The following is a 22,893-nucleotide window of genomic DNA, read 5'->3' on the forward strand; positions in this document are numbered from 1 at the left end:
AAAGCGAGAGGAGATTGTTCTATGAAACAAAAACATTCTAAAGCTCTATTAGTATCTGCTATACTAGGAACACTATATTCTATATATTTAATTAGTCACTGGGCAGATGCTATACTAAATACTAGTGGAGGACTGCAATCTTTAATAATGATTGCAATGTCAATATTTATTGCACATATAATATCATTAGTTTTAGCAACAATATTTAATTGGGTATCATACATTACTAATAAAAGAGGATTTGCCTTAACAGCTGGAATATTATATTTAGTAGCGGGAATAGTATTCTTGCCATATATTATATTTGTCATTCTAAGTATAGTCCTAAGTTTTGTAGGATATGTTAATCTTAAAAAGATAAATGAGACAAATAAAATTATAACGACGAAATAAATAATATTGCTTTTATTAATAGATGTTATGTATAACATCTATTTTTATACTTCTTTACTATAAACATTAAAAAACTCATCTAAAGAATGTATGTTCGCAAAGATTTGAAATTAAATACTAGAAGTCCTGAAACTTTTCGAGAACCCCTAGCGGATTAAATCTAATAATATAGTTATCTAATTCATACCAGTTACTATACTTTTGTTCATAATATGATAAAGCTTTAATTAGAAATTGATTAGTTACGCCTAAATAATCAGCTAACTCGTGATTAGGTATTCTTAATTTATACGCCTTAATTAATTTAGTTAATCCAACTAAAGATTTATAACTAAAATTACGAGCAGTATTTTCTTGTTTTAAATTTCTAATATCATCTAAGTTTGTTATATTTCCTATAGTATACTTAAAGTGTCCTAATTCTTCTAAAAGTACACAGAATTTTTCTTTCTCCGTACTTCTACTATTAATAATAATATTATTATTAATACACTTTCCACATGGAGTGTCTACGCCTAAATCTAGTTCGTAAACATTAATTCCTTGAAGATGGGCACTATTTAATAGTCTTTCATATCTTGTCATAAATACCAACCCCCATCTAAAAAATTATTTTTTATTCTTTAAGAAATCATCAATTATATTATCCATATTTTCTTTTTCTTCATCTGATAATCCATCATTATGGCAAGCAATAGGCATAAGATGTTCTTTACCAGGTTCTTCCCATATTTGTTTTTCTTTTTTAGGAAGTTCAGTTATATTGTTTTCTTTTTGATACTTAGGCATTTCTATTAGATCTTTTGTATATGTAATAACTTTATTTTTACCCTCATTATTTAATTTTCTTAAATCATTTATATGATTTTCTTCTTCTTTAGATAATTCATTATTGTCTTCATTTAAGCCTAAAAGCCATAATGGACTTACATCTAAAGCAGCAGCTATAATTCCTAATTTATCAACAGGCATATTTTTTATTGAACCAGTTTCATACCTTTGTAATGTAGATTTACTCATATTAGTTTTTGAAGCTAAATCTTGATAAGAAAGTTGTAGTTCTAACCTTCTACTTTGTATTCGATTCATTATATTTTTCATTTTTGAATCATTAAATAAATTTTCCATTTAATCACCTCATAACTTAATTATAAAATATTTTTTCATAAATGCAACGATTATTTTAAAAAACATAAAAAAAAGTTGCATAAATGGGTTGACTTATAAAAAAGAAGGTGCTATGATTTAATTATCCCAAATACGCAACGGAGGTGGGTTGATGATTTATAATAAATTAAAAGGGATTATGAAAGAAAGAAATTACTCTCAAAGTAAATTAGCTAAAAGTCTTAATATAACAACTCAAAGTTTAAATGCGAAACTTAATGGGCGTAGCCAATTTACTGTAAAAGAAGCATTTGAGATTATTTCTATATTAAATATAGAAAATTCAAATGATATAGTAGAAATTTTTTTTAAAAATAATATCCCAAAAATGCAACGAAGAGTTGGTTAGGAGGAATGCAAAAATGGATAATTTAATGATTTTTGATAACAAACCAGTTGAAGTGTTTGAACTAAATGGACAAGTTTTCTTTAATCCCAAACATGTAGCAGAATGTCTTGATATTACAGATGTAAATAGTAGTATTAGAAATTTCAATGAAAAACAAGTTATAAAACTTACAAATTCTAAAATGCATAATATGCACTTTAGAAAGTTACACAATACAGGAGAGAATTTTTTAACAGAAAGTGGAGTATATAAATTAATGTTTAAATCTCATAAGAAAGAAGCTGAGAGATTTCAAGATTGGGTTACTGATGAAGTATTACCGCAGATAAGAAAGACAGGTGGATATATTCCATTAGATGAAAACATGGATGATGAAGTATTTATGGCAAGAGCTTTAGAGATAGCCCATAGAACATTGAAGAAAAAAGAAGAATTATTAAAACAGAAAGATAAGGAACTTGAAGAAAAGAATAATTTTTTAAATCAAATATCAGCAAGTTCAAATTCTATTTTAGTTAGAGATGTAGCTCATTTAGCTACTAAGCAAAATATAAAAATTGGTGAGAAAAGACTTTGGAGAAAACTTAGAGATTGGGGATTAATTCAGAAAGGTTCAACTAAGCCAATGCAAAGAGCGTTAGAACAAGGATTATTTGAAAAATCAGAGTTTGTAATTCAAAGAAGTCATGGGGTGGAAACTAAGTTTACTACGAGAGTTACTGGAAAAGGTCAAGTTTATATAATAGATAGGCTTATTAAAGAAAGTGAAATGGCATAATAAAAAATTCACTATACAACCGTAACAAAAAAAAGAGACAAGCATAGTATATCTAATAGCAAAATTAAGAGGTGATGGTATGAAAAAAGGAGCGAAAGATACTTGCGTTATTAAAAGAGAAGGAAATACCATAACTGCTACATTAAATGGTTTAACAGCTACGGCTGTTCTACCAGAGGGCATAGAAAAACATTTAACTAAAGTATTATATGAAGCTTATGAGAGAAATAAGGATCTTGTTGATAGTAAGCTTGAAAAACTAGAAAGAGAGAAAAATATATATTAGGTATAAACAACTGAAGATGTGGAGTAATCCACTAGAGTATTTAGTTACATAAGTAAAATTATGTTAGTACAAATGTAACAAGGGGGTGCAAGTAGAAATGTTGACTTATCACGGAAGAGTAATAATGAGTGTTTTAATTATGGCAGGATTAACTTTTAGTACAGCATTAGGAATCTATGAGTTTAATCATGCTAATAGCAGTAAGAGAAGATTAACATATGGATTATTAAGTGTATTTAGTTTAATAAGTATGATTTTAGTATCAAATTTAATTTGATTTAGGAGGATTAGAATGAGTAAAGTATATTGTTTTATAACTGATGAGGATTATGTTATAGCAGAAAGGAATGGAATCTGTAGAAGCACATTAGAAAGTAGAATAAGAAAGCTTGGATGGAACAAAGAAAGAGCTGTGACAGAAAAGGTTGATAAGTTTAAGGCGTGGGCAAAGTTAGCCGAGGAAAATGGTATATCTAAAGAATTATTTTATATGAGGAAAAAGATAGGATGGTCTTTAGAAGCGGCAGCAACACTTCCAGTAATGAGTAAAGAAAAGATAATGAATAGAATACATGAGTGTAGTAGGAAATATGAAAAAGAATATGTAGAGTTAGCTAAAAAGAATGGAATTAAGTATAGAACTTTTGCAGCTAGAGTACAAAGATTAGGTTGGGATCCGGTTAGGGCAGCAACAGAAAAATCACAAAGATCTATAGAAAGGAATTAGTAAAAATGAAGTTTATTAAATATATTAAGAAAAAGATTGGACTTAATAAAATGAGTAAGAAAGATAGGGACATATTTATAAAAACTTTAACATTGGAGGAGTAGATGTGGATTATATTAACTTAGAAATTGCAAAGGAAGCGGCAATTATTTACTTTGAAGAAAATATTACAGCTGATGAAGCAATAAAAAAGGTAAAAGAAAAGTACCTTGACACCGACCAAAGTATACAAGGTACAAATTCTAATGAAATTACTTTTAAAGATATTTTACCATCAAGTGTAGATTTAGACAATGGAGAAATTTATGACAAATTAACTGGAGAAACGATAAGAGAATTATAGGAGGATTTTAATATGAATTTATGGCAAAAGCTTATTGAAGTTAGAAAAAAGATAGATAATTTTGTTAAAGATACTAAAGGATATGGTTATCAATATGTTAGTGGTAGTCAAGTTCTAGGAAAGATAAAACCTAAATTAGATGAATTAGGGGTAATTCTTAAGGTTGAAACTGATGATATGGTTTGGACAACCTATGATTATACAAGTTCTAAAGGGGAAGGAAAAACAGACTTTGTAGTAAGTGGAAAGGTTAAATATACATGGATAAATGCAGATAATCCAGAAGAACGAGAAGAATGTAGTTTTGATATATTTGGGCAACAAGATGATATATCAAAAGCATTTGGAAGTGGTTTAACTTATTCAGAAAGATATTTTATACTTAAAAGCTTACAAGCTCCAACAGATAATGATGATCCAGATAGTAGGGATACAAGAGGGAAAGTTGGTAAAAATAATAGTGAAACATATAGATGTAATTCATGTGCTAAAGAAATACAATACAACGTAGCTAAATTTTCATATCAAAAATTCGGTAAATCATTATGTATGGATTGTCAAAAGAAAGAAGGGAAGTAGAAATGTATAACTTTAAAATTGATATAAGAGAAAAAGATAATAGTGTTATTTATGGCGTAGAAGCAGGCGGACATTATGAACTTTATATCGAGGATGGAGATACTAAAATTAAACTAACACTTTCTTATGAACAATTAGATAAAACTATGGATAGCCTTTTAGAGCAATGCGGAGAAAAGAGTTATTCAGAATTACAAGAGGAAAATGATAGATTAAGTGAAGAGAATGATGAGTATAAGTATCAAAAAGAATTAGATGAAGAGTATGAAGATTATAAAAGGGAAAAGTATCGTGAAGATGGACCTTTCTAAGTGAGGTGATTAAATGGCAGGATGGCAGAAAGTTTATAGGGATATAACAAGTCATTGGCTATGGGAAGATAAACCATTCAGCAGAGGACAAGCTTTTATTGATCTCCTGCTTATGGTTAATCATCAAGATAAGAAAATATTATTCAATGGGGATTTAATAGAGGTAAGAAGAGGTTCAAAAATAACTTCATTAAGGAAGCTTAGTGAGGAATGGGGTTGGAGCACTAAAAAGACCAAAAAATTTTTAGAACTTCTTGAAAAAGATAATATGATAACAGTAAAAAGTGATAATAAGAAAACACTCATAACCATTGAAAACTATAGCCTTTACCAAGATAGTGGAAACACAGAGGAAACAGAAGAGAAACAGGAAGGAAACAGTGAGGAAATTCAAAAGAAAAACAAAGGAAATTCAAAAGAAAACCAAAAGAAAACAAACAAGAAAGATAAAGAAGGTATTAAGAAAGATAATAAGGGAAAAGAAGGGGAAGAAAGGAAAGAAGATATATTTAAAACTAACATTCTAACCTTTCCTTCTCCAATATATGAAAGTATATATAACTTAGTTGGTGATGTTGGATATAGAACATGGTTTATAAAAAGTGAAATATCAGAAGATGATACTGCTATAAGTATTAAAGCCAATAGTGATTTTGAAAAAGGAATAATAATATCAAAATATATTCCTAGATTAGAACTAGAGTTTAATAAAAAAATAGAGGTAAGTTAATTTATGATATCAGAAAGGATATGAAGAGTATGAATGAAGTTAAGAGAGTAAGTACTAAGGAAAAGTTGTTCACAATAGAATTAGAAAAAATACAAACAGTTGAATTGTATATAAATGCTGAAACATTAGATGAAGCACTTAATAAAATAAAAACAGATGAGTTTTCCTTAGAAGAAGAAAATGTTATATCAGAGCATTATGATACAGGAAATTATGAATTAATAGATGTTGAAGAAGTAAAGTAGCTTAGAAATTTTAGAGAAAGGATAAATAAATGAATAAAGAATATTGTGATATATGCAGTAAAAACCATTTAGTAGAAACGCACCATATCGTTAAGCGTGGACAAGCTAAATATTTAGAAAAATGTAAATTAAATCTTATAGATTTATGCTATGAACATCATCGCGGAACTAAAGGTGTACATGGTAAGTGTGGAAGTAAATTAGATCATGAACTTAAGGAACAATTTCAGAATGACTTAAAACTGTTATTTGGATCAGATATCTATTATACAGTAGATCAAATAGCAGATAAGTTAGACATAAGTTTAAAAGATGCAAATGGGCTTGTAAAGTTTATATTACCCAATATAGATAAATATAAGGGGGAAGATATTATAAGGTCATGTATGGGCGGAAAATTAGTTTTAGGAGGAATAGATTAATGAAGTTAGATTTAGGAGATTACAAAATAGAAAGTGATGAAAAACAGTTTATAGTTCAAGCTAAAAGTATTATTAGAGAAAGTAGACTTACAAAAGAGGAGAATGTAGGGAAAGAGATTTTTAAAATAGTTGCATATCTACCAACTTTACCAAAGTGTCTAAATTTTATAGCTAATAAGGTGGTTTTAGATAATGATGATATAAATACTATAAAAGATAAGTTAGACAGCTTACACAAAGAAATTTCAAAGCTAAATCAAGTGTTAGAGGTTTAGATGAATTATAAAGAACAATATAAGCAAGATGTTATTTTATATAACAGTGTAGCAAATAGATATAGAAATTTAAAAGAGAATGATATTTTAGGAGCTTATCAGTTAATGAAAGATAGTCACATTCTTTCTGAAAGATGGAGTGTTATAAGAGAAGAATATAGAAAGCTCTTAAAGCGTGGAGAAAAGTCAGAGGAAAAGGACAGGCTAGAGGATATGTATAGATTTTTAAAAGAAGTTCATACAGATTCTAGAATGGTTTGGAAATATGCCAAAGAAGGCTTTAAAAATAAGGAGGATTATTAAAATGGAAAACATGATTAATTTAGAAACATTTGCAGGTGGAGCATTAGCAGAAAAGGTAAATATAGCTTTAAAACAGGTATTAGAAAATATATCAGATCCAAATACTGATTATGGTGTAAAAAGAAAATTAACTATAGATATGACATTAGTTGCAGATGAGTCTAGAGATTTAGCAGAAGTTGCTATTGTGGCTAAACCTAAGTTGGCACCAAGTAAAGCATTATCAACAAAAATTGTTATTGGAACAGATGGAAAAGGTGGAATATTAGCAAGTGAATATAAGAAACAAGTTCCAGGACAAAGCGTAATGAGAGTAGATGAAAATACAGGAGAAGTTCTTACAACAGGAGAAGAAAAAACAGTTAACTTAGAAGGAATTAAATTAGTTAAATAATAAAATTTATATAAATTGAAAGGTGGAAAATAAAATGATAAACAAAGAAGCAATAGAGTATTTAGTAAACTTAGGAGAAAAGGATGATCCAATAATTCAATTAGCACAAGGAACATATTCAAGAGTAGGGTTAAGTAGAGTTACAGAGCCAGTAGCGAGTTCACTTACAGTATCAACACTTACAGGATTAGTTGATTATATAAAAGGCAATGTAGATAAATTAAAAGGTGAATTACTTATACAAGTAAAATCAGAGGAAGAAGTAAGATTATATAGTCCTTTAAATGAAGATAGAGAAAGAGAAGTGTATATTAAAGCACAAGCTATATTACCTAATAATGTTCGTTATGACCAATTTATAGATACAGAAAGATTTAATATTATGGTTCAAAGTAGTTTTGTAGAAGTAGGAGATAAAAAGGCATTGCTACAATATACAGGCCTTGTACAAGATGAAAATGTAAAGAGTATAGGTGATGATGGAGTAAGTCAACAGGTTACAGTTAAGACAGGCGTAGCAAGTGTAGGACAAGCAATAGTACCTAATCCAGTAAGTTTAGCACCTTATAGAACATTCCCAGAAGTAGAGCAACCAATGAGTAAGTTTATATTTAGAATGCAAGATGGTCCAAGAGCAGCAATATATGAAGCTGATGGAGGAGCATGGAGAAATGAAGCTATTAATAAAATAAAAGAGTACCTATTAGAAGAATTAGAAGGTATAAGTAATATTAAGATAATAGCATAATAACAAGGATTAAGGACATATGAGGGTACAATTTTACTATTGTATTCTCATATGATAATCAAATGATAGAAGGTGCGTATATTTGAAGAATGAGGGAAAGAGATTCGAGGAAGATTTTAAAAAGTCAGTTCCAGAAAAGTATTTTATATATAGATTTAAAGATGGTACAGCAAACTTTAAAGGAACTAAAAATGAAAATGTAAGATTTCAAGCACATAATATTTGTGATTTTCAAGTAGTTACAGAAAATAAAGTTTTTCTATTAGAACTTAAGAGCTATAACGGTGTAAGTATTCCCTTAAGTGGAATAAGAAAAACTCAATTAGAAGAAATGTTAAAGGCTAGTAAGTATAAAAGTATAGAACCTTATTTTATGTTTAATTTCAGACCTTTACAGAAGGTTTATGCTGTTAAGGTAGAAAATGTACAAGAGTTTATAGAAAAGGCAGAGAGAAAGAGCATACCTGTTAAATGGTGTATAGAAAATGGAATAGAGATTGATGGAATTAAAAAGAAAGTTAGGTTCAAGTATGATTTAGAAAAGTTTTTTATGGAGGATATTTAATTATGGAAGATGTACAAGTTATGGGATATGGAATGGAGTTTACACTAATTAATTTAAAGTTAAAGAATGAAAACCAAATGATGTATGATTTTGTGATATTAGATTTATATACTAGCGAATTAAGTAAGGGATTTAAAGTCAAAAGAATAAACAAGACAACTAGAAAAGGGACAAAGGTTAATTATGAATCTATAAAAGATAGAAAGGATCTTGAAGATTATATGAAGTTAGTCAATTCTAAGATTGAAGAATTTAAAGGAAAATATAAAGAGGCAAAAAGTAATGAGTAAATTAAATATAAGATTAAGTTATAAAAATGCATGTATATTAAAACATGCATTAAGAGATCAAGTGGAAACAACACAAATATTTTTAGAAGGTCCAGGAGTGGTGGAGTTCTCAAAAGAATATTTAGATAAGATGGAAAAAGAATTAAAAGAAGAAAAAAGAGCTTTAGTGGCTATGGAAGAAGCGATGGTTAATGCTACGGAATGTCATGGATGTAGTTGGTATAAGCCGAGTTCAAAATAATAAGATGTTTCGCAATATGAGGAAAATGTAAAATTTACAAAGTGTTCTTTTAAAATTGAATATACGGTATTTACAAAATTGAGTAAGTTAAGTGTATAATATAATTATATATTAACTTAGGGGGAAATAAAATGAGTTTAATGCTTGAAAGCAGTATTAATAGTATTAATAGTATTAATACTATTTTGAAAGGGTCAGCAAAAAAGTTAAAAAAAAATCCTAAGGAAAGGAAAATTATTTTAATTATATCTTCAATATTTATAATTTTATTGGGATTAGGATTATTAATTAATTATATATTTTTAAATTCGAATGAAAATATATTTGTTATATTGATGATGTTACTATTTGTATGTAGTTTAATATTTTTGATCTGTATTATGTCATATCTTGATATAACTGAAGACCCTACAAATAAATATTTAGAAGCACTAGCCAATGAAAGAATTAAATTAAATGAAAAAATTGAAACTAAAAATAATGTTATGGATGTTATTAAAATAAATCTTAATCAATTAAATGAGTACTATACAATTAATAAGGCACAAGCTAAGAGAAGTTATTCTTCTAGTATAGCTATGATAACAATAGGATTTATTTTGCTAATTGGTGCAATTATTCTTTGGATATTTGGAAAAGTGGGATTAAATATTACTATAATAGCTACTTTATCTGGATTGATATCAGAATTCATAGGAGCTACATCATTATTATTATATAAAGAGAGTACTAAACAAATACAATTGTTTTTTGAAAAGCTTTCTTACTTACAACATATTATGTTGGCTGTAGAATTAAGTGAGCGATTAAATGATGATAAAAAAGAAGAGGAAATTGCTATTATTATATCATCGCTTATAGAAAAAAAATAAATTTTATCATTTTTATTATATAGAAAATACCGTATTATTCAAAATGAATTTACGGTATTTTTTTGTTTGTAATTTAAAGATTAAATGAGGTAAATGAAATTTAAGTTCTCAATGGGCAGATAAAGTGAAGTTCTAATTAAGTTATATTCTGGCTAGGAAATAATTTTAAATATGAAAGGATGTGATGTACCCCCATCACATTAAATATATAGTACAGTACACCTAGCCAGTTTATATAAATGAGGTGAAGAAAATGGATAGAAGGATTATTTTTAGGGGCAAAGGTATTGATACCGATGTGTGGTTTTATGGAGGATATACTACAGAATGGAATGATGAAGGTGAAGACAATATTTATATACTTGATGGTTTTCATGCTGTGCCAGTAAAGAAAGAAACCGTAGGACAATATACAGGATTAAAAGATAAGAACGGAAAAGAAATATATGAAGGGGATATATTAAAGTACAACCATGAATCAGTAGGTGAATTAATTAGAGTAGTGAATTATAAGTATGGAATGTATGGCGTAGAGGGAGGAATAATAGGGATAGAGGGAACGGTAGTTACAAGAAAACACATTCCTTTTGCAAATATTTTGACATATAAATATGAAGTTATAGGGAATATATATGAGAATCCAGAGTTATTAAAATAAGGAGGTATTTATGGAAACTAATTTATTAAGTGAAGAAGAGCTACTTAAAGATACAGAAGAAAAGCTTAAGACTTATTTTAAAAGAGAAAAGATATTAAAAACATTAGATATAAGAATTGAAAAATTAAAAGAAAGAATAAATAAGATAAACAATGATTTAAGAGAAGTAAATATTAGTATTCCAGAAGAAAGCAGAACTATTACTTATGAGGAAAGAGTACAAACATCAGGTACAGGAATAAGTTATGCTGAAAGTTCTGTTATGAATATAACATCAAGAATGCAAAAGATATTAGAAAAGAGCAAATTAGAATTAATTGATCTTGAGGAAAGAAGATTTAATATAGAAACAGATAATGAAGTAATAGAAGATAATATTAAAGAATTAAATGATGAGTTAATGGAAATAATTAAGCTTATATATGGCAAGGGAAGGACAGAGGAATTTGTTGCACAGAAATTAAAAATAGATAGAAGCAATGTAAATAGAAGAAAGATAGCTATATTAAGAAATGTAGAGCATTGGTTTTATTGGTTTAATAGAAAATAGCGCACGAAAATCGCACAGAAGTTGCACAACATTGTTTACAAAAAGCAGTATACTAAGTATATGGACAGGATAAAATTTCTTGTGCGTCCTCCTGATTAATAGATAAGCAGGGTTTAATGCCCTGCAATATGGAAAGTCACTAGATAGGAGTGCTTAAAGAAGGTTCGAATCCTTTGCTTTCCTGCATGACCTCTCATAAATTCTCAATACCCAAAATAGGTAGGATTAAATTCCTACCAATATGTCGATGTAGCGTAATGGTAGAGCACTAGGGACGCGTCGTAAAAAAGACTAGAGGGAGTTGGTTCAATTCCAACCATCGGCACCATTAATAAAGACTAATAGTAGGGGTTACAACGTGCTATTAGCGTAAGTTTACTAAAGAATCTAGTTTAGGCTAGGTTCTTTTTTATTGAAGGGAAAACAAACTCTTTTGTAGAATATATTTATAAAGGAGTGAGAAGATGAATAATTTAACATTAATAGCATGGGGAACAAGCATACTGGTTTTTGTAGCCTTTGTAGGTATTTTTATAGGAATTAAAATACATTCAAAAGATATTAGTTCTAAAAAAGAAATTAAAGAACTCTTAAATATAATAGCTTCATTGAAATTGAGAGTATTTGATCATGAAAAGTACATATTAAATAAGGATGGAGTTTATATACCAGAGGATATGGGAGAATATTATTTTAAACAAACTTGGGGAACACTTGATAATAGTACAAGAAAAATAATTAATGATGAATATAAGATGGTTTGCCCATCTAGTATACCTCTGTGGAAATATTTTTTATATTCTTACAGACCCAAAATAGAAGTAGTGAGAAAAATAGAATTAAAAAAGATTGATTCACTTGAAGAGCTAATTAATCTTTCGACTGAAAGCGTAGAAAAATTAGAAAAGAGTATTAGTGATTTAGAAGCTATATCTAAAAATTATTCAAATATTAAAAAAACTATAGGAAAGATTGATGAATCAACAGATAAAATTGATAGAGATATGCAAGAAATAGAGGAAGAAAATTAATAGTATATAAAATAAAGGACTCTAAATAGAGTTCTTTTTATTTTACATAGAAATGAGATGAAAATATATGTATTTAATAAGATTTAAGATATTTTTGAGTAGGAAAAAATTAAAGCTATTAAAAAATGATAAAACACCATTAATAATAAAGAAAAAATTAAGAGATAGTATAAGAAAAAATGTGTTGAAAATATCAATGAAATTACTAATTAAAGAAATAATAGATTTAGAAGATCTAAAGCACTTAATAAATAAATAATAGTTGCTATCTAGCAATAATACTTAATTAAAATGTAAGTATATATTATGAATAAAATTTTTAGTTTGGGATATAATTAAAATGTCTATAAATCTATTAATTAATTCAGGACCCTAAATGAATAAAAAATCACTAAAAGCACTCATAGAAATATGGGTGTTTTTATTTTAAATGTAATTAATCTAGGTGGAAATTGATAAAGCTCCTTTAAAGGGGATTTTATACTTTTTATAGAATATAAAAAAATAAAAGTATAAAGGTGGGCAAGGGATGATTAAATTTAAAAATGTTATTCAAGAAGTAAAAGAAGTAAAGTCATATGAGGAGGCGTTTCAACATTTTAAAAATGTACATACACTTTTAAAATTAGCAATAAAAGATAAGAGAGATATAATAGATATAAAAGATGAACTGGTTGAATATAGAGGTAAAAAAATTATAAAAACAACTATTATATTAGGTGAAAGAACAATATTATTTACATAGTCAAATTGAACTCTCGTAATGAGGGTTCTTTTTATTTTGGAAAGAAGGTGAAATAATGAATATACAAGGAAAAATAAATAAGTTAATAAAAGGATTAAATATTTATGGATATATATACTTAGTAAATAGAGAACAATTTGTAAGTAATAAAACAGGAAATGTATGTACTGTATATAAGTTATTTCACTTAATAGATGTTGAAGAGTATAACGAAATGTATCCGGATAATAAAAAAGATTCTAATAAGTATTCTAAAGTTAAGGTAGAGGTATTAAGTACTTTTAAACAACAAGAAATACTTTTAAAATTAGTTGAGATATATAAAGAAGTAGGTGGAGCGGATGGATAATAAAAAGCTTACACCAAAACAGAAGGCATTTGCAGATTGTTATATTGAGTTAGGGAATGCAACAGAAGCAGCAAGAAGAGCAGGATATAGTAAGAAAACAGCAGCAGTAATAGGAACAGAGAACCTAATAAAACCTAATATAAAACAATATATAGATGAACGTCTAAAAGAAATAGAAGATAAGAGAATAGCAAAAGGTGAAGAAGTCCTTCAATACTTAACAAAGGTTATGAGAGGAGAAGAAAAAGACCAATTTGGATTAGATGCATCACTTCAAGATAGGACTAAAGCAGCAGAGCTATTAGGTAAGAGATACAGGCTATTTGTTGATAAGATTGAGAAGGATACAAACTTAAATGTTAATTCTACAGCTAAACTAGATTCTATATTAAATCAATTAGAGGATGAAGATAATGAGTGAAGAGTATAAGTTATCTCCAAAGTATAAAGCGTTTTTAAAACATAATGCTCCAGTAGAATTCTTAGAGGGTACAACAGCAGCAGGGAAAACAACAGTAGGAATACTTAAGTTTATGTTAAAGGTTGCTAATTCACCTAAGAAAATGCACGTTATAGCAAGTAAAACTACTGGTGTAGCTGAAAAGAATATAATACAAAAGGAATATGGAATTACTGATGTATTTGGTGATTTAGTTAAATACAATGGTAATGGTGATAAGGATAATAAAATACCTCATATTCTGTATCATACACCTTCAGGAGATAAAGTAATTTATATTCTAGGTTATGATAATGCTGATAAGTGGAAGATGTCCCTAGGTTCTCAATTTGGATGTGTGCTTATAGATGAGGTTAATACAGCAAGTATAGAGTTTGTAAGAGAGATATGTACAAGAAATGATTATCTTATGGCAACACTTAATCCAGATGATCCTAACTTACCTATTTATTCAGAGTTTATTAATTGTAGTAGACCATTAGAAAAATATAAAAGTGATGTTCCAAAAGAAATAATGGAGCAATTAAATTCAGAACCAAAGCCTAACTGGACTTATTGGTTCTTTTCTTTTTATGATAATGCATCTTTAAGTGATGAAGATATAGAGAAGAAAAAGACAAGTGCTCCTAAAGGTACAAAGTTGTATAAAAATAAGATATTAGGTTTAAGAGGTAGAGCAACAGGACTTATATTCTCTAACTTTGAAAGAAAGAATAATGTTATATCTAAAGATTATGTTGTTAAACAAATAAAAGATAATAAATTAAAGTTTGTTCAATTTACAGCAGGACTTGATACAGCATATTCTCAGAATAGTCCAGATACATTTGCATTTACTTTCCTAGGTATTACAGATAAGAAAGAGTTAGTAATGTTAAATGAAGAGGTATATAACAATAAAGATTTAGAAATACCATTAGCACCTAGTGATATAGCTCCTAAGTTCTTTAGATTCTTAGAGAAGAATAGAAAGGAGTGGGGATTTGCTAGAGATGTATTTATAGATTGTGCTGACCAAGCAACAATAACAGAACTTAAGAAGTTTAAAAGAACTAATGCATGTATGTATAACTTTATTAACTCTTATAAGAAGGTAACTATATTAGATAGAATACATTTAATGTTAGGTTGGATAAACGTTAATGGCAAAGTATTTTATTATGTTGTAGATACTTGCAAAGAGCATATAAGAGAGTTGGAGTGCTATTCATGGAAAGAAGATAAGTATGAGCCAGAAGATGCTAATGATCATACAATTAACTCTGTACAATATGCATGGATACCATTTAGAAAGATGATAGGAGATTATAAGGAGGAATAGAAGTGGGGTGGTTTAAGAATATGTTAACACAAGCAGCAATTAAATATTTAAATGTTCAACCAGCATTAACGAATCCTATTACTATACAAGAAGCTTATACTTATGAAACTAACTTAATTAGGAATAAGCTTTGGTATAGGGGCGAACCTTATGAGCTGGACCAGTTCTTTAAAAATGTATCGAGTGATCCAGTAAATAAAGCTAGGTTTTGGAGTGCTGTTCCAAGTGAAGATTTAAGTATAAGAAAAATACATAGTGGATTACCTGCAATGATAGCTGATAAGTTAAGTGATATAGTTGTGGCTGATTTAGATAGTATAGAAGTTGCTAAAGAAAGTGACAATGATATTTGGGAAGAGATAAGAAAAGATAATAAGTTTGATGATATGCTAGGTGATATAATTGCTACAGCTTTAGTTAGTGGTGATGGAGCTTTTAAATTATCTATAGATACTGATGTATCTCCTTATCCTATAATAGAGTTTTTTGATGGTGATAAAGTAGAGTATGTAACTAAAAGAGGAAGGCTACAAGAAATAAAATTCTATACATTCTATGTTAAAAATAATAAGCAATATAAATTGGCTGAAACTTATGGCAAAGGATATATTAACTATAATTTGTACGATAGTAATGGTGATGAAGTGCCTTTGAATATCTTAGAGGAAACTAGAGAGCTTGTTGATGTAACATATAAAGATGATTTTATAATGGCAGTTCCATTAATGTTCTTTAAGTCTCCTAAATTTGATGGAAGAGGTAAAAGTATATTCGATAATAAATCAGATTCCTTTGATGCATTAGACGAAGTTATATCACAATGGATAGATGCTATTCGTGATGGAAGAGTACAAAAATATATTCCAGAGGATTTAGTACCTAAAGATCCAATGACAGGAAACTTAATGAAACCTAATCCATTTGATAACAGATTCTTAAAAGTAGGTTCGAGTCTTGCAGAAGATGCAAAGCATGAGATAGATATGAAGCAAGCTAATATAAACTATGAAGCTTATGTTGAAAGTTATTCTAATGCTATTGATATGTGCTTACAAGGTATTATAAGTCCTAGTACATTAGGAATAGACCTTAAGAAAACAGATAATGCAGAAGCTCAACGTGAAAAGGAAAAGACTACTTTATATACTAGAGGAAAGATAGTTGATATATTAACAGAGATTATCCCGCAGTTAGTTAATATAGTTTTAAAAACTAATGATGTATTAAATAAAAAGAGTACTGAAGAATATGAAGTAAGTATTATCTTTGGAGAATATGCAAGTCCTAGCTTTGATGCAGTAGTAGAAACTGTAGGTAAAGCTAAGAGTTATGGTGTAATGTCTATAGAACAATGTATAGATGAAATGTATGGAGATACATGGACAGATGAAGAAAAGGAAGAGGAAATTAAAAGAATAAAAGAACAGAATGGCTATCTTGAAGCTGATGAACCAAAGGCAGTAGATGATGAAGATTTAAATTCAGAGGTTGATGAAGATGGACAAGAAGAATAATCCATCAAAGTTAAGTGAAGTACTTGAAGGCATAACAAAGAAAAAAATATTAGAAGATCATAAAAATGAAAGAGATAAGTCTTATGACATAAGAAAGATATTTGAAGAAATAGAACTCGCTTTAATATCTTCTATGCATAGGGCTTTTTATTTTCATAAAAAACAGCAGCAAGATGAAGGATTTAATTGGGAGCAATGGCAACGTACTAAACTTAGAGGTTTGGAGAAGTACAGAAAAAGAAATAAAAAGATAGTTGAAAGTTATAATAAGCCTATCCAAGAAGCTATAGATAGAGAATTAGAGGATAAGTTTATTAGTGGTCAACAGTATGTAGAAGATTTAGTTGAGAAGGTTAAGGTACAGTTTCCAGAAGATATAAAGGAATCTCAAACAGTTAAAGAATATATATCAAATGAGTTAGGAAAAGAAAGCAAGCCTCCTAAAGAAACTAACTTCTTCGGAGTAAATGAAAAGAAACTTAATGCACTACAAGAAGTTGTAACAAAGGATTTAAATAAGGCTCAATATTCCGTTCTTAGAAAGATGGATGATGTATATAGACAAACTATATTTAAGACTCATATGTACTTACAAAGTGGAACTAAAACATTAAATCAAGCTATAGATATGGCTACTAAAGATTTTTTAGATAAAGGTATCAATAGTATAGTTTATAAAGATGGTAAACAAGTTAATATTGCTAGTTATGCAGAAATGTGCTTAAGAACAGCAAGTCAAAGGGCAACATTCTTAGGAGAAGGTAAGAAACGTGATGAGTATGGAATACATTTAATAGTTGTATCAGCTCATGCAAATACTTGTAAGATGTGTGAGCCTTGGCAAGGAAAAATATTAATTGATGATGTATTTAGTCATGGAACTAAAGAAGATGGAGAATATACATTACTTAGTAAGGCTATAACAGAAGGTTTATTACATCCTAACTGTAGGCATACATTAATAACATACTTTCCTGGAATAACAAGACTTCCAGTAGTTCCAGATGGTAAGGAAGCTATTAAACTTTATGAAAAGGAACAGAAACAAAGATATTATGAAAGAGGATTAAGAAAATGGAAAAGAATAGAGGCAGGATCAGTTGATGCTAAACATGTAAATGATGCATCAAAGAGAATTAAAGATATAAAGAGTCAATTAAATCAACTTTTAGAAGATAATAAACAGTTAAGAAGATCATCTCAAAGAGAAATAAATAGTAATACTGTTGAAAAAGTTGGTGAAAATGATAAACTTAGTAGTAGAAAGTGGTTAAAATCTAGCTTTGCAACTCAAAAGAAATTTGATAAGCATATAGAAAAACATTTATCAGAATATGGTGATATAACTCCAGAAGAATACTTAAATATATCTAGAGATTTATTAGCAGCTCAATTAAGTAAGGATATAGAAGGATTTGCTAGTAAAGATGGGTTTATATTTAAATATAGGAAAAGTACAAATGATTTTGCTGTAGGAAGAGCAGATGGGAAAATATCAACTGTATTTAAGCCTAAAGAAGGTTATGAATATTGGTTAGAACAAATGAAAGCATATAAGGAGTGATGAAAATTGAAATGTCCAGTTTGTAATAAAGAAGTAGATATGTTTGATATTTGCGATAATTGTAATTATCAAAATAGTGGACTAGATGAAAAGTTAGATGGACCAATAGGACCTAATAAAATGACATTAAGAGAAGCAAGAGAAGCGTATAAAAATGGTAAAGAAATAAATTAAAAAGTACTAGCTAATTTTAATAGTATGTGCTTTTTATAAATAAATTATTTGTTATTATAGATTTGGTATGTTGGAAGTGATATTTTTTATAGTATAACTAATTGTAATAACTTTTTTTAAAATTAGTCAATTACTTAAAATAATAAATTATGTAAGAGGGGATTTAAAGTGGGTATATATGATAAAAGTAAGTTAGATAGTGAGCAAATACTATTTAAATATATGGATTTAGAAAAGTTCTTAAGTCTAATTGTTAGAAATGAGATATGTTTTTGTAATCAAAAAGTCTTAAAGAAAATTGACCCATATGAAGGAGCAATAATAAAAAGTGAATTAGTACAGGAATATATGGCTATGACACTATTAGAAAGTTGTAAGGATCAAGATAGGTTTGATTATATCAATATTGAAACTCCAAATGAAAATATCAAAATTGATCTTAATAATATAGAGAATTATAAGATATATAATGATGAAATTTTTTATATTGATTGTTGGCATATAAATAAATATGAATCTTTGGCAATGTGGAGAGTCTTTTCAAATAATAAAAATAGTATTGCCATAAGTACTACCAAGGATAAATTAATCAAAAGTATAATAGATATTGATAAGAATATTTATCTAGAAAAAGTATTATATAATGATTTAACTACAGATAACCAAATAATAGATTCGCCTGTACGTAAAATAAGACTAGATGATAGGACTCTTCATATTAAGTCAGGAGATAACTTTAATTGGAATATTAATACTGGATTGCTAAGAAAAGCAAAATATTATGAATATGAACATGAATTAAGAGTATATTTTGAAGATAGGAATAGTGCTGAATTAGTTAAATTTATTAAAGTAGATTTAAATAGTTTAATAGATGAAATTATTATATCGCCTGATTGTGATGAGTGGTTTGTTGATATATTAAATGATATTCTAAGAAGATATTCTATAAATAAAACAGTGAAATTTTCTGATATTAGAGGAAGAGGGTTTATATTATCAGATGAAGAAAAAAGAAAATTAAAAGAAATTACAAATAACTTACAATTCCGTCAAGTAAATAATTAAATAAAAAAGTCTTATTAAGTTAAGGCTTTTTTATTTTGCCCAAAACTTGCTTAAGGCGTTAAAAGGTGCATGGAATTAACAGCCGACAGGCTATAAATGGAGGTAGTTATGTTTATAGTAAATTGTAATTTAAGAAAAAGACTAGGAATGTATTTAGCTGCTGATGATGGAGCAGGAAATGGTGGAGAAGGTTCAGAAGCTAATCCAACTGATAATTCAAATGGAGAAGGTGAAGGAACAGAAGAAACTACACCAGAAGAAAAGACTTTTACTCAAGCTGATGTAGACAAATTAATTAAAGAAAGGGTTGCAAGAGCTAAGAAGGGACAACCAAGTAAAGAAGATTTAGAAGCCTTTAATACTTGGAAAGAAAGCCAAAAGACAGAAGAAGAAAAGAAAAATGAAGCTTTAACTAATGCAGAAAAGGCTAAACAAGATGCAGAAGAGAGAGCTTTAAATGCAGAAACTAAAGTAACTTGCTTATCTAAAGGTGTTATAGCAAGTTCAGTTGATGATGTTGTTATATTAGCTAAAGCTATGGTTACTGATGAACTTACAATAGAACAGGCTATTGATAAAGTTTTAGAGAAATATCCAAACTTTAAAGGTGAACAACAAAAGAATAATGAAGAGGAAAGCAAAGGTTTTAAAATTGGTGCTAGTGCTGAAAAGCAAAAAGGAAATGTTGATGATGTATTAGCAAGGGCCTTTGGAAATAAATAATTTTAAATTTAGGAGATGATTAAATGGCAGTATACAGTTATGCTGAACAATTTGAAAGACAATTACAACAAAAATATGCAAGGGAATTAACTTCATATGCATTAGAGCAATCTAACCCACAAGTTAAGTTTACGGATGCTCAAACTATTAAATTACCTAATATTACAGTAAGTGGCTATAAGGATCATAATAGGAGCACAATGGGATTTAATGCAGGTTCAATGTCAAATGATTGGGAACCAAAGAAACTATCTCATGATAGAGATATTGAACTTGCAATAGATCCAATGGATGTTGATGAAACAAATTTGACATTAGAGATGGCTAATATTCAAAATGTTTTTGAAACAGAACAGGCAATACCAGAGAAGGATAGCTATAGATATTCTAAACTTTATGCAGAAGCTAAGACATATAAAGTAAATGGTGCGGTTATAGATAACACTGTTTTAACTACAGCGAATGTATTAGATTGGTTTGATACTCAAATGGAAAAGATGGATGATGAAGGTGTTCCAAGTGAAGGTAGAATACTTTATGTTACACCAGCTATTAACAAATTACTAAAAAATGCAGAAGGATTAACAAGAAATATTGATGTTAATAAAAATAATGGGAATATAGATAGAAGAGTATATTCATTAGATGATGTTAGTATTACTAAGGTTCCAAGTTCAAGAATGAAAACCAAGTATGACTTTACAAATGGATGTGTTCCTGCAAGTGATGCTAAACAAATCAATATGATACTTATACACCCATCATGCCAAGTAACAAGAAGTAAGTATTCTTATATTAAAGTATTTACTCCAGGCACGGATTCAAGAACAGCAGATAAGTATCTATTCCAAAATAGAAATTATGGCGATACATTCTTAATTAAAAACAAAGCTTGTGGTATTGCTATTAATGCAGAAGCAGAATCTTAAGGAGGAGTATGTAAATGAAAGCTATTAAACAAAACAAGGTTTATACAATAACTGAAACAGAAAAAAGTTATTATACAGCACAAGGGTATAATATTTTAAGTGATGAAGGAGAAGTTATAGAACGTGGAGCAGGGACATCTGTTTCTTATGACGAGTATCTAAAATTAAAAGATGAGTTAGATCTATTAAAAGAAGAAAGTTATGATTTAAAGCAAGAAAATGAAAAAATAAAAGAAGAAAATAAAAAGCTTAAAGCTGAAATTAAAGAGTTAAAGAAGTCTTAGAATTTAGGACTTCTTTTTCTTTATAAGGATGTGAAAAATATGTCTTATGTAGATAGTTCATATTACAAGGATGAATTTAAAGGTAAAATCATTAATGATGATACTTTAGAAAATAGATTAGAAAGAGCATCAGATCAGATTGATACTTTAACCTATAACAGAATAATAGGAATAGAATTTAAAAATTTATCTCCATTTCAGCAAGATAAAATTAAAAAAGCAATATGCTTACAAGCAGAGTTTATAGAGCAATATGGTGAATTTATTAATATGCCTTTAAGTGGTTATTCAGTTGGTAGTACATCTGTTAGTTTTAACGGAAGTATTGTAAATGGAATAACTACTACTAAAGAAGTTATTAATTATATATCTCAAACAGGTTTAAATAGTAGGAGATTATAGTTATGGGCGTTAAATTACCATTCCCTAAATGGATTTTAAATACTCCAGTAAATATATATCAAACATATATTAATGAAGATGGAGAGCCAGTAGAAGATTTAATTTATGATGGACTATGTAATTATAATGAAAAAAGTAGGCAAACACTTGATGCGGAGCGTAGACTTGTAACCTTAAGTGGTACTGTAATAGTTGAAGGTGATATTAATCCAGATAAGTTGATAGAAGGATATATTAAAATTGGAGAACTTAAAAAGGATATTTATAAATCTTCAAGACCAAGGAATCCAGATGGGTCTGTATTTAGTACTGAATTGGAGCTTATCTAATGAAATCAAAAATAACAATAAAATTAGATAGAGCAAAGATAAATACAATTCTAAATGCTAAAAACAAAGCTTTAGAAGAAACTACAGAAGCTATTTTAAGTGATATTAAAACAAGTGCAGTAATTCCAAAAGATACTGGAGAACTTGAAAGAAGTGGTTTTGTTGATTTATTAAGGTTAGATGATGGAAGAACATCTATAAACTTTGATACACCATATGCAAGAAGATTATATTGGCATCCAGAGTACAACTTTAGGCAAGATAAAAATGCAAATGCTCAAGGTAAGTGGATGCAGTCTTATGTTGATGGAGATAACAAAGAATTTGTAACAGATACTTATAAGCACTTTTTAAAAATGTTCAGTAAAGGATTGATAAAGTAATGTTACTAAGTGAAGTAAGAGAATATTTAAAAACAAAAATAGAATGTCCTCAATGGTATATAGGAAAGATAGATGGTACTAAAGAACAATGTATAGGTATTTATAGTATAAGAGGGCCAAGAAGTCATATAGCCTTAGGTGGATTAAAAAATACAAGCTATTCCACTAAGGCTATTTCTATATTAATACATTGGGGTAAAAATGCTAATACAGCAGAACAAAAAGCACAAGAAGTATATAACGCTTTATTTGGACAAGACGCTATTATAGGTGGAAAGAGAGTTATAGATTTTAATATGAGAACTACAGAACCTATAAGTGTTGGAACAGATAAAAACGGTATATATGAATATGTGATAGAGGTAAATATAATACATGAAAGGTAGGTAAT

41 protein-coding genes and 1 tRNA gene are annotated in these 22,893 nt (G+C 28.4%); 40 read left to right on the plus strand and 2 right to left on the minus strand.

All coding sequences use genetic code 11. The features are described 5' to 3' along the window. The first annotated feature begins 21 nt into the window (after nucleotides 1-21). Nucleotides 22-393 carry a hypothetical protein gene (locus tag JOC62_RS14560; RefSeq protein ID WP_204596015.1) on the plus strand — a complete coding sequence of 124 codons (372 nt, stop codon included), beginning with the start codon at nucleotides 22-24 and terminating at the stop codon, nucleotides 391-393. A 117-nt stretch (nucleotides 394-510) separates the two neighbouring features. On the opposite strand, the gene JOC62_RS14565 is transcribed toward JOC62_RS14560, so the two are convergent. After that, nucleotides 511-978, minus strand: a complete 468-nt coding sequence (locus tag JOC62_RS14565; protein WP_204596016.1) for an ImmA/IrrE family metallo-endopeptidase — start codon at nucleotides 976-978, stop codon at nucleotides 511-513. Between the two features lie 24 nt (nucleotides 979-1,002). Next, entirely contained in the window at nucleotides 1,003-1,521 is a 519-nt protein-coding gene (locus tag JOC62_RS14570; RefSeq protein WP_204596017.1) for a helix-turn-helix domain-containing protein, read from the minus strand. A gap of 151 nt (nucleotides 1,522-1,672) precedes the next feature. Here JOC62_RS14570 and JOC62_RS14575 point away from each other — a divergent pair, with 151 nt between their 5' ends. The 39 genes from JOC62_RS14575 to JOC62_RS14765 all read left to right on the plus strand — a co-directional run bounded on the left by JOC62_RS14575 (nucleotide 1,673) and on the right by JOC62_RS14765 (nucleotide 22,888). Then, on the plus strand, nucleotides 1,673-1,909 hold the full coding sequence (locus JOC62_RS14575) for a helix-turn-helix transcriptional regulator (protein WP_204596018.1): 237 nt from the start codon (nucleotides 1,673-1,675) through the stop codon (nucleotides 1,907-1,909). Nucleotides 1,910-1,922: 13 nt separating this feature from the next. Further along, nucleotides 1,923-2,687 (plus strand): phage antirepressor, encoded by a 765-nt coding sequence (locus tag JOC62_RS14580; RefSeq protein WP_204596019.1) that lies wholly within the window; start codon nucleotides 1,923-1,925, stop codon nucleotides 2,685-2,687. 79 nt (nucleotides 2,688-2,766) lie between these two features. Then, the gene (locus tag JOC62_RS14585) at nucleotides 2,767-2,973 is read left to right on the plus strand and encodes a hypothetical protein (RefSeq protein WP_204596020.1); all 207 of its coding nucleotides are present in this window, start codon (nucleotides 2,767-2,769) and stop codon (nucleotides 2,971-2,973) included. A 97-nt stretch (nucleotides 2,974-3,070) separates the two neighbouring features. Further along, a complete protein-coding gene (locus tag JOC62_RS14590; protein ID WP_204596021.1) occupies nucleotides 3,071-3,250 on the plus strand; it encodes a hypothetical protein in 180 nt (59 codons plus the stop codon). A gap of 15 nt (nucleotides 3,251-3,265) precedes the next feature. After that, nucleotides 3,266-3,700 (plus strand): hypothetical protein, encoded by a 435-nt coding sequence (locus JOC62_RS14595; RefSeq protein ID WP_204596022.1) that lies wholly within the window; start codon nucleotides 3,266-3,268, stop codon nucleotides 3,698-3,700. Between the two features lie 106 nt (nucleotides 3,701-3,806). After that, the gene (locus tag JOC62_RS14600; protein WP_204596023.1) at nucleotides 3,807-4,043 is read left to right on the plus strand and encodes a hypothetical protein; all 237 of its coding nucleotides are present in this window, start codon (nucleotides 3,807-3,809) and stop codon (nucleotides 4,041-4,043) included. A gap of 12 nt (nucleotides 4,044-4,055) precedes the next feature. Continuing rightward, entirely contained in the window at nucleotides 4,056-4,622 is a 567-nt protein-coding gene (locus tag JOC62_RS14605) for an ERF family protein (protein ID WP_204596024.1), read from the plus strand. A gap of 2 nt (nucleotides 4,623-4,624) precedes the next feature. Continuing rightward, complete coding sequence (locus tag JOC62_RS14610) at nucleotides 4,625-4,933, plus strand: hypothetical protein (RefSeq protein WP_204596025.1); 309 nt, start codon at nucleotides 4,625-4,627, stop codon at nucleotides 4,931-4,933. Between the two features lie 13 nt (nucleotides 4,934-4,946). Further along, nucleotides 4,947-5,663 (plus strand): hypothetical protein, encoded by a 717-nt coding sequence (locus JOC62_RS14615; protein WP_204596026.1) that lies wholly within the window; start codon nucleotides 4,947-4,949, stop codon nucleotides 5,661-5,663. Nucleotides 5,664-5,692: 29 nt separating this feature from the next. Next, entirely contained in the window at nucleotides 5,693-5,908 is a 216-nt protein-coding gene (locus JOC62_RS14620) for a hypothetical protein (protein ID WP_204596027.1), read from the plus strand. Between the two features lie 29 nt (nucleotides 5,909-5,937). Continuing rightward, a complete protein-coding gene (locus JOC62_RS14625) occupies nucleotides 5,938-6,330 on the plus strand; it encodes a hypothetical protein (protein ID WP_204596028.1) in 393 nt (130 codons plus the stop codon). Next, nucleotides 6,330-6,605: a hypothetical protein gene (locus tag JOC62_RS14630; RefSeq protein ID WP_204596029.1), complete on the plus strand. Its 276-nt coding sequence runs from the start codon at nucleotides 6,330-6,332 to the stop codon at nucleotides 6,603-6,605. Before JOC62_RS14625 ends, JOC62_RS14630 begins: the two co-directional genes overlap by 1 nt. Continuing rightward, nucleotides 6,606-6,908: a hypothetical protein gene (locus JOC62_RS14635; RefSeq protein WP_204596030.1), complete on the plus strand. Its 303-nt coding sequence runs from the start codon at nucleotides 6,606-6,608 to the stop codon at nucleotides 6,906-6,908. It abuts the gene before it with no gap. Between the two features lies 1 nt (nucleotide 6,909). Beyond that, nucleotides 6,910-7,302, plus strand: a complete 393-nt coding sequence (locus JOC62_RS14640; protein ID WP_204596031.1) for a replication terminator protein — start codon at nucleotides 6,910-6,912, stop codon at nucleotides 7,300-7,302. Between the two features lie 34 nt (nucleotides 7,303-7,336). Beyond that, complete coding sequence (locus JOC62_RS14645) at nucleotides 7,337-8,050, plus strand: hypothetical protein (protein WP_204596032.1); 714 nt, start codon at nucleotides 7,337-7,339, stop codon at nucleotides 8,048-8,050. A gap of 82 nt (nucleotides 8,051-8,132) precedes the next feature. After that, nucleotides 8,133-8,615 (plus strand): Holliday junction resolvase RecU, encoded by a 483-nt coding sequence (locus JOC62_RS14650; protein ID WP_204596033.1) that lies wholly within the window; start codon nucleotides 8,133-8,135, stop codon nucleotides 8,613-8,615. 2 nt (nucleotides 8,616-8,617) lie between these two features. Next, a complete protein-coding gene (locus JOC62_RS14655; RefSeq protein WP_204596034.1) occupies nucleotides 8,618-8,905 on the plus strand; it encodes a hypothetical protein in 288 nt (95 codons plus the stop codon). Continuing rightward, complete coding sequence (locus JOC62_RS14660; RefSeq protein ID WP_204596035.1) at nucleotides 8,898-9,146, plus strand: hypothetical protein; 249 nt, start codon at nucleotides 8,898-8,900, stop codon at nucleotides 9,144-9,146. The genes JOC62_RS14655 and JOC62_RS14660 overlap by 8 nt, the downstream gene beginning before the upstream one ends. A gap of 131 nt (nucleotides 9,147-9,277) precedes the next feature. Beyond that, the gene (locus JOC62_RS14665) at nucleotides 9,278-10,018 is read left to right on the plus strand and encodes a TRADD-N-associated membrane domain-containing protein (protein ID WP_204596036.1); all 741 of its coding nucleotides are present in this window, start codon (nucleotides 9,278-9,280) and stop codon (nucleotides 10,016-10,018) included. Nucleotides 10,019-10,271: 253 nt separating this feature from the next. Then, entirely contained in the window at nucleotides 10,272-10,676 is a 405-nt protein-coding gene (locus tag JOC62_RS14670) for a YopX family protein (RefSeq protein WP_204596037.1), read from the plus strand. Between the two features lie 10 nt (nucleotides 10,677-10,686). Continuing rightward, on the plus strand, nucleotides 10,687-11,226 hold the full coding sequence (locus tag JOC62_RS14675) for a coiled-coil domain-containing protein (protein ID WP_204596038.1): 540 nt from the start codon (nucleotides 10,687-10,689) through the stop codon (nucleotides 11,224-11,226). A 243-nt stretch (nucleotides 11,227-11,469) separates the two neighbouring features. Beyond that, nucleotides 11,470-11,554 (plus strand) — tRNA-OTHER (locus tag JOC62_RS14680). A 136-nt stretch (nucleotides 11,555-11,690) separates the two neighbouring features. Further along, on the plus strand, nucleotides 11,691-12,257 hold the full coding sequence (locus JOC62_RS14685; protein WP_204596039.1) for a hypothetical protein: 567 nt from the start codon (nucleotides 11,691-11,693) through the stop codon (nucleotides 12,255-12,257). A gap of 67 nt (nucleotides 12,258-12,324) precedes the next feature. Next, on the plus strand, nucleotides 12,325-12,516 hold the full coding sequence (locus JOC62_RS14690; protein ID WP_204596040.1) for a hypothetical protein: 192 nt from the start codon (nucleotides 12,325-12,327) through the stop codon (nucleotides 12,514-12,516). A gap of 270 nt (nucleotides 12,517-12,786) precedes the next feature. Further along, nucleotides 12,787-13,002 (plus strand): hypothetical protein, encoded by a 216-nt coding sequence (locus tag JOC62_RS14695; RefSeq protein WP_204596041.1) that lies wholly within the window; start codon nucleotides 12,787-12,789, stop codon nucleotides 13,000-13,002. A 55-nt stretch (nucleotides 13,003-13,057) separates the two neighbouring features. Then, complete coding sequence (locus tag JOC62_RS14700) at nucleotides 13,058-13,351, plus strand: hypothetical protein (protein ID WP_204596042.1); 294 nt, start codon at nucleotides 13,058-13,060, stop codon at nucleotides 13,349-13,351. Then, nucleotides 13,344-13,772, plus strand: coding sequence for a terminase small subunit (locus JOC62_RS14705; protein WP_204596043.1), 429 nt, complete (start codon nucleotides 13,344-13,346; stop codon nucleotides 13,770-13,772). Before JOC62_RS14700 ends, JOC62_RS14705 begins: the two co-directional genes overlap by 8 nt. After that, nucleotides 13,765-15,132, plus strand: a complete 1,368-nt coding sequence (locus JOC62_RS14710; protein WP_204596044.1) for a terminase — start codon at nucleotides 13,765-13,767, stop codon at nucleotides 15,130-15,132. Before JOC62_RS14705 ends, JOC62_RS14710 begins: the two co-directional genes overlap by 8 nt. Nucleotides 15,133-15,134: 2 nt before the next feature. Further along, nucleotides 15,135-16,646 (plus strand): capsid protein, encoded by a 1,512-nt coding sequence (locus JOC62_RS14715; RefSeq protein WP_204596045.1) that lies wholly within the window; start codon nucleotides 15,135-15,137, stop codon nucleotides 16,644-16,646. Then, entirely contained in the window at nucleotides 16,630-18,210 is a 1,581-nt protein-coding gene (locus tag JOC62_RS14720; protein ID WP_243425083.1) for a phage minor capsid protein, read from the plus strand. The genes JOC62_RS14715 and JOC62_RS14720 overlap by 17 nt, the downstream gene beginning before the upstream one ends. Before the next feature lie 6 nt (nucleotides 18,211-18,216). Further along, nucleotides 18,217-18,384, plus strand: a complete 168-nt coding sequence (locus JOC62_RS14725; RefSeq protein ID WP_204596046.1) for a CPCC family cysteine-rich protein — start codon at nucleotides 18,217-18,219, stop codon at nucleotides 18,382-18,384. A gap of 168 nt (nucleotides 18,385-18,552) precedes the next feature. Continuing rightward, the gene (locus tag JOC62_RS19435) at nucleotides 18,553-19,452 is read left to right on the plus strand and encodes a DUF2971 domain-containing protein (RefSeq protein WP_204596047.1); all 900 of its coding nucleotides are present in this window, start codon (nucleotides 18,553-18,555) and stop codon (nucleotides 19,450-19,452) included. Between the two features lie 108 nt (nucleotides 19,453-19,560). Further along, entirely contained in the window at nucleotides 19,561-20,175 is a 615-nt protein-coding gene (locus JOC62_RS14735; RefSeq protein WP_204596048.1) for a hypothetical protein, read from the plus strand. Nucleotides 20,176-20,198: 23 nt separating this feature from the next. Beyond that, nucleotides 20,199-21,104 carry a capsid protein gene (locus JOC62_RS14740; protein ID WP_204596049.1) on the plus strand — a complete coding sequence of 302 codons (906 nt, stop codon included), beginning with the start codon at nucleotides 20,199-20,201 and terminating at the stop codon, nucleotides 21,102-21,104. Between the two features lie 14 nt (nucleotides 21,105-21,118). Then, nucleotides 21,119-21,388 (plus strand): hypothetical protein, encoded by a 270-nt coding sequence (locus JOC62_RS14745; protein ID WP_204596050.1) that lies wholly within the window; start codon nucleotides 21,119-21,121, stop codon nucleotides 21,386-21,388. 39 nt (nucleotides 21,389-21,427) lie between these two features. Then, nucleotides 21,428-21,790, plus strand: coding sequence for a head-tail connector protein (locus JOC62_RS14750; RefSeq protein ID WP_204596051.1), 363 nt, complete (start codon nucleotides 21,428-21,430; stop codon nucleotides 21,788-21,790). A gap of 2 nt (nucleotides 21,791-21,792) precedes the next feature. Further along, nucleotides 21,793-22,119 (plus strand): hypothetical protein, encoded by a 327-nt coding sequence (locus tag JOC62_RS14755; RefSeq protein ID WP_204596052.1) that lies wholly within the window; start codon nucleotides 21,793-21,795, stop codon nucleotides 22,117-22,119. Further along, nucleotides 22,119-22,502 carry a hypothetical protein gene (locus JOC62_RS14760; protein ID WP_204596053.1) on the plus strand — a complete coding sequence of 128 codons (384 nt, stop codon included), beginning with the start codon at nucleotides 22,119-22,121 and terminating at the stop codon, nucleotides 22,500-22,502. Before JOC62_RS14755 ends, JOC62_RS14760 begins: the two co-directional genes overlap by 1 nt. Further along, on the plus strand, nucleotides 22,502-22,888 hold the full coding sequence (locus JOC62_RS14765) for a phage tail terminator protein (RefSeq protein ID WP_204596054.1): 387 nt from the start codon (nucleotides 22,502-22,504) through the stop codon (nucleotides 22,886-22,888). The genes JOC62_RS14760 and JOC62_RS14765 overlap by 1 nt, the downstream gene beginning before the upstream one ends. The last annotated feature ends 5 nt before the right edge of the window (nucleotides 22,889-22,893 follow it).

It is taken from the genome of Clostridium sardiniense (genome assembly GCF_016907995.1).
Classification (GTDB): domain Bacteria; phylum Bacillota; class Clostridia; order Clostridiales; family Clostridiaceae; genus Clostridium; species Clostridium sardiniense.

Coding starts and splice junctions, on each gene's coding strand:
- JOC62_RS14560 (WP_204596015.1), top strand. CDS start 22: ATGAAACAAAAACATTCTAAAGCTCTATTAGTATCTGCTATACTAGGA.
- JOC62_RS14565 (WP_204596016.1), bottom strand. CDS start 978: ATGACAAGATATGAAAGACTATTAAATAGTGCCCATCTTCAAGGAATT.
- JOC62_RS14570 (WP_204596017.1), bottom strand. CDS start 1,521: ATGGAAAATTTATTTAATGATTCAAAAATGAAAAATATAATGAATCGA.
- JOC62_RS14575 (WP_204596018.1), top strand. CDS start 1,673: ATGATTTATAATAAATTAAAAGGGATTATGAAAGAAAGAAATTACTCT.
- JOC62_RS14580 (WP_204596019.1), top strand. CDS start 1,923: ATGGATAATTTAATGATTTTTGATAACAAACCAGTTGAAGTGTTTGAA.
- JOC62_RS14585 (WP_204596020.1), top strand. CDS start 2,767: ATGAAAAAAGGAGCGAAAGATACTTGCGTTATTAAAAGAGAAGGAAAT.
- JOC62_RS14590 (WP_204596021.1), top strand. CDS start 3,071: ATGTTGACTTATCACGGAAGAGTAATAATGAGTGTTTTAATTATGGCA.
- JOC62_RS14595 (WP_204596022.1), top strand. CDS start 3,266: ATGAGTAAAGTATATTGTTTTATAACTGATGAGGATTATGTTATAGCA.
- JOC62_RS14605 (WP_204596024.1), top strand. CDS start 4,056: ATGAATTTATGGCAAAAGCTTATTGAAGTTAGAAAAAAGATAGATAAT.
- JOC62_RS14610 (WP_204596025.1), top strand. CDS start 4,625: ATGTATAACTTTAAAATTGATATAAGAGAAAAAGATAATAGTGTTATT.
- JOC62_RS14615 (WP_204596026.1), top strand. CDS start 4,947: ATGGCAGGATGGCAGAAAGTTTATAGGGATATAACAAGTCATTGGCTA.
- JOC62_RS14620 (WP_204596027.1), top strand. CDS start 5,693: ATGAATGAAGTTAAGAGAGTAAGTACTAAGGAAAAGTTGTTCACAATA.
- JOC62_RS14625 (WP_204596028.1), top strand. CDS start 5,938: ATGAATAAAGAATATTGTGATATATGCAGTAAAAACCATTTAGTAGAA.
- JOC62_RS14630 (WP_204596029.1), top strand. CDS start 6,330: ATGAAGTTAGATTTAGGAGATTACAAAATAGAAAGTGATGAAAAACAG.
- JOC62_RS14635 (WP_204596030.1), top strand. CDS start 6,606: ATGAATTATAAAGAACAATATAAGCAAGATGTTATTTTATATAACAGT.
- JOC62_RS14640 (WP_204596031.1), top strand. CDS start 6,910: ATGGAAAACATGATTAATTTAGAAACATTTGCAGGTGGAGCATTAGCA.
- JOC62_RS14645 (WP_204596032.1), top strand. CDS start 7,337: ATGATAAACAAAGAAGCAATAGAGTATTTAGTAAACTTAGGAGAAAAG.
- JOC62_RS14655 (WP_204596034.1), top strand. CDS start 8,618: ATGGAAGATGTACAAGTTATGGGATATGGAATGGAGTTTACACTAATT.
- JOC62_RS14660 (WP_204596035.1), top strand. CDS start 8,898: ATGAGTAAATTAAATATAAGATTAAGTTATAAAAATGCATGTATATTA.
- JOC62_RS14665 (WP_204596036.1), top strand. CDS start 9,278: ATGAGTTTAATGCTTGAAAGCAGTATTAATAGTATTAATAGTATTAAT.
- JOC62_RS14670 (WP_204596037.1), top strand. CDS start 10,272: ATGGATAGAAGGATTATTTTTAGGGGCAAAGGTATTGATACCGATGTG.
- JOC62_RS14675 (WP_204596038.1), top strand. CDS start 10,687: ATGGAAACTAATTTATTAAGTGAAGAAGAGCTACTTAAAGATACAGAA.
- JOC62_RS14685 (WP_204596039.1), top strand. CDS start 11,691: ATGAATAATTTAACATTAATAGCATGGGGAACAAGCATACTGGTTTTT.
- JOC62_RS14690 (WP_204596040.1), top strand. CDS start 12,325: ATGTATTTAATAAGATTTAAGATATTTTTGAGTAGGAAAAAATTAAAG.
- JOC62_RS14695 (WP_204596041.1), top strand. CDS start 12,787: ATGATTAAATTTAAAAATGTTATTCAAGAAGTAAAAGAAGTAAAGTCA.
- JOC62_RS14700 (WP_204596042.1), top strand. CDS start 13,058: ATGAATATACAAGGAAAAATAAATAAGTTAATAAAAGGATTAAATATT.
- JOC62_RS14705 (WP_204596043.1), top strand. CDS start 13,344: ATGGATAATAAAAAGCTTACACCAAAACAGAAGGCATTTGCAGATTGT.
- JOC62_RS14710 (WP_204596044.1), top strand. CDS start 13,765: ATGAGTGAAGAGTATAAGTTATCTCCAAAGTATAAAGCGTTTTTAAAA.
- JOC62_RS14720 (WP_243425083.1), top strand. CDS start 16,630: ATGGACAAGAAGAATAATCCATCAAAGTTAAGTGAAGTACTTGAAGGC.
- JOC62_RS14735 (WP_204596048.1), top strand. CDS start 19,561: ATGTTTATAGTAAATTGTAATTTAAGAAAAAGACTAGGAATGTATTTA.
- JOC62_RS14740 (WP_204596049.1), top strand. CDS start 20,199: ATGGCAGTATACAGTTATGCTGAACAATTTGAAAGACAATTACAACAA.
- JOC62_RS14745 (WP_204596050.1), top strand. CDS start 21,119: ATGAAAGCTATTAAACAAAACAAGGTTTATACAATAACTGAAACAGAA.
- JOC62_RS14750 (WP_204596051.1), top strand. CDS start 21,428: ATGTCTTATGTAGATAGTTCATATTACAAGGATGAATTTAAAGGTAAA.
- JOC62_RS14755 (WP_204596052.1), top strand. CDS start 21,793: ATGGGCGTTAAATTACCATTCCCTAAATGGATTTTAAATACTCCAGTA.
- JOC62_RS14760 (WP_204596053.1), top strand. CDS start 22,119: ATGAAATCAAAAATAACAATAAAATTAGATAGAGCAAAGATAAATACA.
- JOC62_RS14765 (WP_204596054.1), top strand. CDS start 22,502: ATGTTACTAAGTGAAGTAAGAGAATATTTAAAAACAAAAATAGAATGT.